9 protein-coding genes are annotated in these 10369 nt (G+C 46.9%); 7 read left to right on the top strand and 2 right to left on the bottom strand.

The window, feature by feature from the left end; genetic code table 11:
- Positions 1 to 66 precede the first annotated feature (66 nt).
- Both VNN20_11615 and ccoS read right to left on the bottom strand, forming a co-directional pair.
- A complete protein-coding gene (locus tag VNN20_11615; protein ID HWP92829.1) occupies positions 67 to 1506 on the bottom strand; it encodes a cbb3-type cytochrome c oxidase subunit I in 1440 nt (479 codons plus the stop codon).
- 49 nt (positions 1507 to 1555) lie between these two features.
- On the bottom strand, positions 1556 to 1804 hold the full coding sequence (ccoS, locus tag VNN20_11610; protein HWP92828.1) for a cbb3-type cytochrome oxidase assembly protein CcoS: 249 nt from the start codon (positions 1802 to 1804) through the stop codon (positions 1556 to 1558).
- Positions 1805 to 2239: 435 nt separating this feature from the next.
- Here ccoS and VNN20_11605 point away from each other — a divergent pair, with 435 nt between their 5' ends.
- The 7 genes from VNN20_11605 to VNN20_11575 form a co-directional block, all read left to right on the top strand.
- A complete protein-coding gene (locus VNN20_11605) occupies positions 2240 to 2875 on the top strand; it encodes a TetR/AcrR family transcriptional regulator (protein HWP92827.1) in 636 nt (211 codons plus the stop codon).
- Positions 2876 to 3235: 360 nt separating this feature from the next.
- Complete coding sequence (locus tag VNN20_11600) at positions 3236 to 4276, top strand: efflux RND transporter periplasmic adaptor subunit (protein ID HWP92826.1); 1041 nt, start codon at positions 3236 to 3238, stop codon at positions 4274 to 4276.
- 139 nt (positions 4277 to 4415) lie between these two features.
- Entirely contained in the window at positions 4416 to 5375 is a 960-nt protein-coding gene (locus tag VNN20_11595) for an ABC transporter ATP-binding protein (GenBank protein ID HWP92825.1), read from the top strand.
- Positions 5365 to 6498 carry an ABC transporter permease gene (locus VNN20_11590; protein ID HWP92824.1) on the top strand — a complete coding sequence of 378 codons (1134 nt, stop codon included), beginning with the start codon at positions 5365 to 5367 and terminating at the stop codon, positions 6496 to 6498. Before VNN20_11595 ends, VNN20_11590 begins: the two co-directional genes overlap by 11 nt.
- An 822-nt stretch (positions 6499 to 7320) precedes the next feature.
- A complete protein-coding gene (locus VNN20_11585) occupies positions 7321 to 8130 on the top strand; it encodes an SCO family protein (protein HWP92823.1) in 810 nt (269 codons plus the stop codon).
- A gap of 34 nt (positions 8131 to 8164) precedes the next feature.
- The gene (gene coxB, locus VNN20_11580; GenBank protein HWP92822.1) at positions 8165 to 9103 is read left to right on the top strand and encodes a cytochrome c oxidase subunit II; all 939 of its coding nucleotides are present in this window, start codon (positions 8165 to 8167) and stop codon (positions 9101 to 9103) included.
- Between the two features lie 165 nt (positions 9104 to 9268).
- Positions 9269 to 10369 (top strand): cbb3-type cytochrome c oxidase subunit I (locus VNN20_11575; GenBank protein ID HWP92821.1); only part of this gene is annotated, 1101 nt, incomplete at its 3' end.

Here is a 10369-nt window from a genome sequence, read left to right as displayed (position 1 = left end):
AGCCGGTCCATCCTAAAAACAACGTAGCCAGCACTCCCAGGAAAAATACGTAAGCCTTTATGTACATCATCTTGAACGAACCTCAGCTTCCTCACGCCAGGGTGGGGCCAGTCTTATCGCTCCCTTGCGGGTTACCATCAGAATAAAGATGTAGATAAAGAATAAATGTCCGATGAGAATCAGTACTCCCCCGATAGAGCGGGCCAGAAGATAGTGCTTTGTCACATCCACCGATTCCATGAAAGGACGGGAGGCATCGTTCATATAAAACCCTTGCAGTATTCCTCCTACCGTCATCGATACTACATACAAAGTAATTCCTACTGCCACAAACCAAAAATGGAACTTGATCAGGACCGGATAGGGCCATTCCCATTTGAGGAGCCTGGGCATGATGTAGTAAATCGCCCCAAAGAGAATCATGGTGAAAAAGGCGTATAGACCGAGGTGGGCATGGCCTATGGTGTAATGGGTAAAATGGGATACCTCGCTGAAAGACCTGAGCGCTTCTATAGAACCCTGAAAGCTCACCGCTGTGTAGCACATGGCTCCGAAGACAACAAAGCGAAGGGTCGGGCTATATCTTAGTTTTCCAAAATGACCCACCATGGTCAGGTGGTGGTTTATCGCCACGGTTATAACCGGGATGAACATGAGAACGCTTGCCACGATAGAGGTGGTAATGATCCAGGTAGGAAGCGGACCACCTATCAGGTGGTGAATGCCGTTCCAGTTGTAGAAAAGGGCGAATGTCCAGAAGCCAAGTAGCGAGAGGTAATAGCTATGGATAGGGCGTCCTATTACCTTGGGAATAAAATAGTATGCGGCGGCCAGGCCGGCAGGCGTGACCCATACGGTCAGAAGGTTATGGGCATACCACCAGTTGCTAGCCGCTTGAGTCACACCGGAGTAGATAGGTAGGTTTGCCACAACGTAAAGAATTGGGAACCAGACGGCGGATGCTAGTATGTACCAGAGAGAAACGTAGATGTGCTTTACGTTTCGCGCTTGAAACGTGCGAAGGATGGAGAGGGAGAAAAAAAGGGCGGCGGGCGTAATCAGGTAAACCGATCCTTTGGGAAATTCTAGCCATTCCATTCCCTGGCTGCCCCCTCCCAGTATGGAGATAACTCCATACAATACCCCTATGTTCCAGAGAACAGCGGATAGGTATAAAAGTTTGGGCCAAGCCACCTCCGTGCGACACAATCTGGCGGTGAGCCAAACATAAGAGCCGGCTATGGCCAGCGAAGACCAGCCGTAGATTACGGCGTTTAGATGAGCGGGGCGAACTCTACCAAACGTAAGAGCGGGGGAAGACCCTAACCAGTCCGGGAAATTGAATTTGAATGAGGCGATAAGTCCAAAGATTGTTCCTATAAGGAGCCACAGCACCGCTGATATGAAGAAGACGATTACCGGGCCGGAGGCAGATATGTCGCTACGGACACGGAATGATAATTCCGGGGACTCCGCTAGTTGAACAGCGCTATCGTCTGACCCCATTCTTGTCTCTCCGGCTCGAACCTTCAGCGGCTAACTAAAAAAGTTAAACTTATAACTCTGGTCGAGTATTGAAATTAGTTTGCCTGTTTTTCTTGTGCTGCTTGTTGGATTCAGGAAATCCGAAGGTATTATCGGTCATCTTTCCTACCGGCTCTTCTTCATCAAAAATGGCGTAAGCGCCGGTGTCAAAGTCTCTGAACTGCTTCTTTCCTGCGGCCCATACGAAGGCCAATATGGCCATTCCTCCACCAAGTAGCGAAACCAGAATCAGTATTAGAGCGGCGGTTGGAATCGTCATATTTTATTAATCCTAAGAGGTCCTATTGCCTGAATAATGTTTCAAAAGTGATAAGCACATCCATTTAAAACAGGTATTAATCTCTATTCCATCAAACAGATATTTTTATCCAAACCAGCTACCTATAACCTCGTTGTCACCCCGGAGCCCTTCCTTAGATTCAAGATATACTCGGCCAATGGTCTAATATTCGTAGAGATTCTTCGCCTTCGGCTCCAGAATGACGGAATGGGTGGCGCTGTTTCCGGGTATAGATTTGTAGTGACAACGCTTGAAATCATAAGTTCCCTACTATCCGCGAAATCTGAGATATCTTGGTGAAATCGCTTATTTCTATTATACGAATAACCGCCCAGTTGACAAGGTGATAAATTATAACCATAATACAATCGTTTGTTTGAAACATACGTTTGTATGATATAGAAAGAGATCAAAATGGATGAAAAGGATACGAGGGAACGCATACTAGACGCTGCAGAAAGTCTCTTTGCAGAGAGGGGAATCAAGGAAACCTCTATAAGAGAAGTAACAAAGATAGCCGGAACCAACCTGGCATCGGTGAATTACCACTTTGGCTCCAAGGAAGGACTTATCCGTGAAACCATATCACGTAGGCTAAAACCCATCAACAAAGAACGCCTACGTCTTCTAGACGAACTAGAAACAAAGGCGGGCGGTTCTCCTCTTCCAGTTGAATCTATCCTCTACGCTCTCTTCAGCCCGGCGATAGAGTTTTGCCTGAGTCACCCCGATTTTATGCGTCTTGTGGGACGCATTCTTTTCGAGCCGGATAAAAATCTTCAAGCTGACTTTGTATCTCAGTTTGGTGAGGTTATTGTTCGTTTTAAAGCCGCACTCGGTCGCTCGTTGCCCGACTTACCGGAGAAAGAGCTTCTCTGGAGAATGCATTTTTTAGCGGGTGCTATGATTCATACCTACACCAACCACACTGTTCTGGAAGCTTTCTCCGGTGGTCTATGCAAAATCGCAGACGATAAGGAAGTGGTCGACAGGCTGATTAACTTCTGTGCGGCTGGCCTTCGGGCACCGCTTTCAGATAAGCCTGGTTAAGCAATGTGAATCCGATATTTGTAAAAGGAAAAATAGCCATTTTTGAAATATAGGGAATTCTATGAACTCTGGTTATTTATATTTTTGTCATGCCCTTCCCCCGGTTAAGCCGGAGGATCAATCAGGCATCACCGCACTTGTTATACCCGAATGTTCCCCGCGAAAGGCGTGTGGGGACAGGCTTAATCTGGTATCCATAGTTTTTAGATTCCCGCTAAAGCTCGTGCCCGAAAGTATTAATCGGGTAGCATGCGGGAATGACAGGCCTCTTATTCATTTGAGTGTTGAGTAATTATCAACAGTTATGAAATATTTGATACGAATACAAGATATCTCAGTAATGAGAATAGTGAACCGGCAATGAAATTACAAAGCCAGCTTATCCAAAATTTATTGGCCTTCTTCATGCTTCAAATTCTTCTGGGTTCGATTACCGGCTGCTCTCTTGGAGAGGGCAAACCCCTTGTGTTAAACGGAACAATCGAAGCGGACGATATTCTGGTCGGCTCCAAAATAGGCGGGCGCGTCACAGAGGTTCTGGTGAAAGAGGGAGATAAGGTAAAAGCAGGAGAGGTTTTGGTTCGATTGGACGATGCTGAGTTAAAATCCAGGAGAGAGCAGGCGTTGGCCGGGATCAAACAGGCAGAGGAACGTGTAAAAGAGAGAGAGGCCTATCTCAAGCTGGTGGTTACCGGTAATCGTCAGCAAGAAATCGAGCGGGCAAGGGCCCAATGGGAATCGGTCAAGGCTAAATTGGATTTGGCCATCAAGGATAAGGAGCGGTATGAGAGTCTTTATGAGAGGGGCGTCGTATCCCGGCAGCAAAGAGACAATGCGGTCAATCAAGTGGCCGTGTTGAAAGAAGAAGCCGCTTCGGCCAAGGAAAAGTACGACTTGATGAAATCCGGATTCCGTGATGAGGAGATTGCCCAGGCCCAGGCGGATTTGACCCAGGCCAAAGCGGCATTAGAGCAATCGCTCTCTGCCCTTGAGGAAGTCGAAACCCAACTCAAGGAAATGACCATCCGTGCCCCGATGGATGCTCTCGTGGAAGTTTGTGACTTATTCCCAGGAGATTTGCTAGGGGCTAATCAGACCGCGGTTACCTTAATCCTGCCCGATAGGCTTTGGGTAAGGGTTTATGTACCGGAAAATTACCTGGGCTACATGAAAGAAAACGCAAAGGTGGAAGTAAGGGTGGACTCTTTTCCGAAGGAGACCTTTCATGGTTATGTGGAACAAATAAACCGTAAGGCGGAGTTTACCCCGCGCAATATTCAATCGGTCGAGGAGAGGGTTAATCTGGTGTTTGGAGTGAAGGTGCGTTTGGATAATTCTTTGGGAAGGCTACGCGCCGGCATGTCCGCCGACGTGACCTTTCCGGATGTGAGGAAGATGTAATGGAAAATGCGGTTTAGCACTATTTAAACCACAATGGCACTAGGACACAAAGAAATATAAAAAGATTCTTAAAATTAACTTGTTGTGAAACTTGGTGTCTTCGTGCCTTCGTGGTTAATAAAGAGCATTGACATAAATCATGGAAACACCGATTAAGGTAAAAAATCTTTCCAAGAAATTCGGCTCGTTTACCGCCGTCAATAGCGTAACTCTAGACGTAAAAAAGGGCAATATATTTGGACTACTCGGCCCGAACGGGTCGGGGAAATCCACCCTAATAAGAATGCTCTGCGGTATTCTCGTGCCCACCTCCGGGACTGCTAATATACTCGGATTCGACATCGTAAAGGAGCCCGAAGGGATTAAAAGCCATATAGGCTACATGTCCCAGAGGTTTAGCCTTTATGAGGACCTAAGCGTAGAAGAAAATATCAACTTCTATGGACAGTTGTATGGTGTTAAAGGGAAGGAATTTCGAAGAAGACGTGATGAATTGTTTTCACTTACACATATTGAACCTTATCTAAAGCGGCGTGCCGGGCTCTTATCCGGCGGCTGGAAACAGCGGCTGGCGCTCGTTTGCGCCATGCTCCACGAGCCCGAGCTGATTTTTCTGGACGAGCCAACGGCCGGGATTGACCCGGTGGCTAGGAGAGAGCTATGGGATTTGCTATTCGATTTGTCGGGACAGGGTATCACCCTTTTCGTAACCACTCACTACATGGATGAGGCGGAAAGGTGCAGCCACGTCGGATACATATATTCGGGAAATCTGATAGTGGTTGGCGCGCCGGATGAGCTTAAGGAACTGCCCGAGGTAAACCCGGCCGGATACAAAAGACTCGAGGTCAACTGCGAACCAGCTACCGTTGGTCTCAGAAGAATTAACCAGTTAACTGGCGTACGCGATGCGACCATATTTGGCCAGGCAATTCATCTACTCGTGGAGGACTCATTCAAGGAAGAGGAATTGTATAGGGTGCTGGAAAGAGAAGGCTTAAAACACATCGAGATAAGATCGATACTGCCGAGTTTAGAGGATGTCTTCGTCACCCTTACCAAATTAAAGTCGGGGAGTTCGAACAATAATGTCCATTAAATCCAGGTTCCGTGGTTTTAAGGGAATCCTTTATAAAGAGGTTCTTCAGTTGATGAGAGACCCGATAGCGTTATTTTTTGCGTTTTTCCCGCCCCTCATACAGGTCATAGTCTTCGGCTTTGCCATTAACACGGATATAAAGCACATACCGGCTGTTTTCTACAACCAAGACCAGCGCCGCCAGAGCCGGGAATTCCTGGACCAGATGAGGAATACCCAGTATATCGACTTCGTGGCGGAGGTTCACTCGGAAAAGGAACTTGCTAACGCGTTAACTGGAGGGGGCAAATATGTCGGTATAAAAATACCTCCCGACTTCTCGGAGAACCTGGCCCATGGCAAACCGACCAACGTGCTGGTCCTGATAGACGGCTCGGATAACACCATCGCCGCTCAGGCGCTAAACGTGACCAGTAATCTTGCTCTTAGAAATTCACTCGAAGAATTATTAAGAGAGTCCGGTAAGGGCATCAAAGATATGCCTTTGGATACCCGTCCAAAAATTCTATATAACCCCGATTTAAGAAGCCAGGATTTCTTCGTGCCCGGTGTCATAGGAGTAGCGCTACAACTGTCAACGATCATTCTTACCGCTTTTTCCGTCGTTCGGGAAAGGGAACGGGGGACCCTCGAGCAACTTATGGTCACACCGCTATCCGAGTTCGGCCTTCTGCTCGGGAAGATAATTCCCTACACTGTGCTCGGGTTTTTGATGGCATGCTTTCTTTTCTTGATTATGTCCGTGGTCTTTAAAGTAGATGTAGCCGGTAATGTTTTTCTGTTGCTCGCTCTGACCCTGGTCTTCATATTCACAAACCTGAGTATAGGGCTCTTGATCTCCTCCCGCGCAAAGACACAGACCGAAGCCATTCAGATAGCCGTGGCTACCCTTCTGCCGTCCATTTTCCTCTCCGGTTATATTTTCCCCCGGTTTACCATGCCGGATATCTTTTATGCTCTGAGTTTTCTGATACCTACTACATACTACATGAACATTCTTCGGGGAATCATACTCCGCGCCGCCGGGGCGGTAGATTTGGGTATAGATATCATCGTGCTAAGCGGCATGGGTCTTTTACTATTTCTCCTAGCAGTCAAGCGTTTCAAGAAGCAGATCTCCTAGGGTTCATGATTTAACTCGAAAATTCCATGTGGCCAAAGGGCTTCCGCTGTCATTGCGAGCACATTCGCCGAGCCTGCAATGAGAAAAGCGAATGTGCAGTATTAACATTACGTTTCCCTGATCCTTCCCTTCAATCCTTCGACAAAGCAGGAATTAGGACAGGCTTGATCATCGATTGGATCACGGATACCTCAGATCGGGGCTCCTGCCTACGTATCATCCCCGAATGCATTAATCGGGGATCCATCTTTTGAAAAACTGGATTCCCGCTTGCGCGGGAATGACAACGTCTGCATCCTTCGACCCTTCAGCGATGCTCAGGGTTCAGGATAAGCGGATGTATATCCGCTGATAATCATTAATGAAATAAAAAACCCGTTCGTACTGAGCCTGGTCTCGAGTACATTCGTTACATTCAGTGTAAATTCCCCAAGGGGCTCCTCGAAATGACATGTGAGACTGCACGGTTTGCAGCAGGAGGCTAATAGCTTTACGACTAACATAAATTCAAGAAAAAAACATTGATTAACCGGGGCAAATTTTACGTTTGGCTAAGTTTATTTCATCGCCTTTAAGCCAGTGTTAGCTCCGGGCGGTATGCGCTTCGGAAGTATTCTTGACAGAAGGGAATATCCAGATACAATCTAAAAGTTTTAGTGATTTTTGTGTTTTTTACCCCGGATTTTTTTCAGTAAAATATAGTTGGATTCTAATCTCTAGATATGTCAATGGCAAAATATGGAGAAGTTGTGGGTAAAGACAAGTGGGTTTGTGTAATTTTGACCCGCCGGGTTAAGTTAGATTGGGGGTATTTTGTGCTAGATGCTTAAGTTTTTTTCTCTTTTAAAAGATGTTGTTATCACCCTTTCGGTCCTGGTTTCCTGCTCTTATGCATTTGCAATTACCAACACAGCGGATTTAAAGGAAGTAGGAGTTGATGAAAAACTGGCCGAACCCTTACCGCTAGACCTTACTTTTTATGATGAGGAGGGCAAGCAGGTCAGGCTTGGGGATTTCTTCAACGAGGGTAAACCGGTAATTCTAGCATTGGTGTATTACAGTTGCCCCCGGGTATGCTCGTTTATCCTGGACGGGGTTAAGAATTCCATTAATGATTTATCCTCCCTCTCACTGGGTAACGACTTCAAGATAATAGCCGTAAGCTTCAATCCCGATGACACGCCCGCCTTAGCCAAGGAAAAGGCAGTTAGTTACTACCATGGATTACGAAACGACCATTTTCCAAAGGGGAATTGGCATTTCCTGACCGGGGATGAAGAAAATATAAGACAGCTTACCCAGTCAGTAGGGTTCAAGTACAAGAAGGATGGGGAAGAGTTTGCCCATCCTATGGCTATAACAGTGCTCACCCCGGACGGAAAAATATCTCGATACCTATACGGGGTGCAATTCGAGCCCAAAGACCTCAAGCTCGCCTTAATCGAGGCATCTAACGGCGAGATCGGTTCTTCAAAGCTGGTAAATAAGGTGATACTTTTCTGCTATGAGTTTGACCCGGTGGGCAAAAAATACGCCCTCAAGGCGTTGAATGTGGTGAAGGCAGGCGGGGTGGTTACGCTCTTATCATTAACTGTGTTTCTGGCCTATATGTGGAAGAGAGAAAAAAAATAAATTAACAGTCCATGGAGGTTTAAAAAGGCTAAAGATGAACTGGCTTCCTGAAGTGGCATCCAATTTTGCGGGCAAAGTGGATACGGTCATATGGTTTATTACTATCATTTCCGTATTTTTCTTCATCCTTATCACCGTTGGTCTTGTTTACTTCGCCATAAAGTACAGGCGGAGAAGCGAAGATGACGAAACTCCATACATAACCGGGAATCATTTTCTAGAGACCCTGTGGACGGTTATACCCTCGATATTGGTAATAATTATATTCGTTTATGGCTTCGTGATTTTCAGGGAGATGAGGACGCCTCCGGAGGACGCCGTCGAGGTGAATGTGGTCGGAAAGCAGTGGCTCTGGCAATTTCAGTACGAAAACGGTAAAACCACGATAAATGAGCTTTACGTGCAGCTTGACAGGCCGGTAAGGATGATCATGAGGTCAGACGATGTGTTGCACAGCTTCTTTGTCCCGGCATTCCGGGTAAAGCAGGACTTAGTCGGAGGTATGTACACCCAACTTTGGTTCACCCCGACCAAGGTGGGGATCTTCGACATGTTTTGCGCCGAGTATTGTGGGACCGGGCATTCGGCTATGTTAGCCAAGGTTTACGTTATGAGTCCGGAAGCATACGATAGGTGGGAAAGGGGTGAGGAGGCAGATGGAGTGGGAGCAGTGGCATCCCTTCCCCCGGCCGAGCAGGGTGAAAAGCTATACAAAGAAAGGGGTTGTAATGCCTGTCACAGTATCGACGGTACCAAATTAGTAGGTCCTTCCTGGAAGGGGCTCTTTGGACACGAGGTAACCCTTCAGGATGGCTCGACCGTCACCGCAGATGAAAACTACATACGAGAGGCAATATTGGAGCCGGGCGCCCAGATAGTGCAAGGATACCAGCCGGTAATGCCGTCTTTTAAGGGAATTCTGAGCGACCAAGAGATTTCAGCATTAATTGCGTATATCAAAACCTTGAAATAATGAAGCTACAAATTTCAAACGAAAGGAATATTTCTTTTATCCAGAATCTAAAATTGGAGATTAGTATTTGTTTGTGATTTGGTATTTGCTGCTTGGATGAACCTTGTTTCGAAATTTTAATTTTTGCCTAGGTAGTTAGGAAATAAAATTAGGAGGGAATTTGTCATGGCAAATCACACCATTGCCGAGACCATATACGTTCCGTACCTGGAGAAGAAGGGATTACTCTCCTGGTTACTTTCGACCGACCATAAGCGCATAGGAATAATGTATCTCGTTTCCATTTCTACTTTTTTCCTCATAGCCGGCGTGGCCGCACTTCTAATGAGGCTGGAGCTGATTTCTCCTGGTAAAACCATAGTCGACGCACATACCTATAACGTACTCTTCACCTTTCATGGCACGGTGATGGTTTTCTTCTTCATCGTTCCCGGTCTGGCAGCGAGTTTCGGCAACTTCCTCATTCCCCTGATGATAGGGGCGCCAGATGTGGCATTCCCAAAACTCAATCTGGGGAGTTACTGGCTTTACCTGCTGGGGACAGCCATTCTCTTGATCTCCCTTTTAAAACCGGCGGATACCGGCTGGACCTTTTATACCCCTTATAGCATCCAGACCGGAACCGATGTGGTCCTCCTTACTACTGGAATATTCGTGCTCGGTTTTTCATCTATTCTCACCGGGCTTAACTTTATCGTAACCATACACAAGCTTAGGGCCCCGGGGATGACCTGGCATCGCTTAAACCTCTTTATATGGGCTTCCTATGCCACGGCTATACTCCAGCTTCTGGCCACCCCGGTGGTTGGAATTACCCTTCTTCTACTCATCATGGAGAGGGTCTTTGGAATCGGATTCTTCGACCCGGCAAAGGGTGGGGACCCGATTCTATTCCAGAACTTCTTCTGGTTTTATTCCCACCCGGCGGTTTATATCATGATTATTCCGGCCTTCGGTGTGATTTCCGAGGTTCTGCCGGTTTTTTCCCGGAAACCTATTTTCGGCTATAAGGCCATTGCCTATTCCAGCCTGGCCATAGCACTAATCAGCTTCCTGGTGTGGGCGCATCACATGTTTGTGAGCGGTATATCGGAGGTGGCGGCGACCATATTTTCTTTCCTTACCTTCCTCGTAGCCATTCCAACGGCAATAAAGGTCTTCAACTGGACGGCCACGCTTTATAAAGGCTCGATTGACCTTAAGACGCCTATGCTCTATGCACTGGCCCTTATTTTCCTTTTCACCATCGGCGGGCTCACCGGGGTG

The sequence above is a fragment of the Thermodesulfobacteriota bacterium genome, assembly GCA_035559815.1.
Classification (GTDB): domain Bacteria; phylum Desulfobacterota_D; class UBA1144; order Nemesobacterales; family CSP1-2; genus DATMAT01.
The sequence above is the reverse complement of the archived record's forward strand: the minus strand, read 5'-3'. Positions and strand labels throughout refer to the sequence as shown.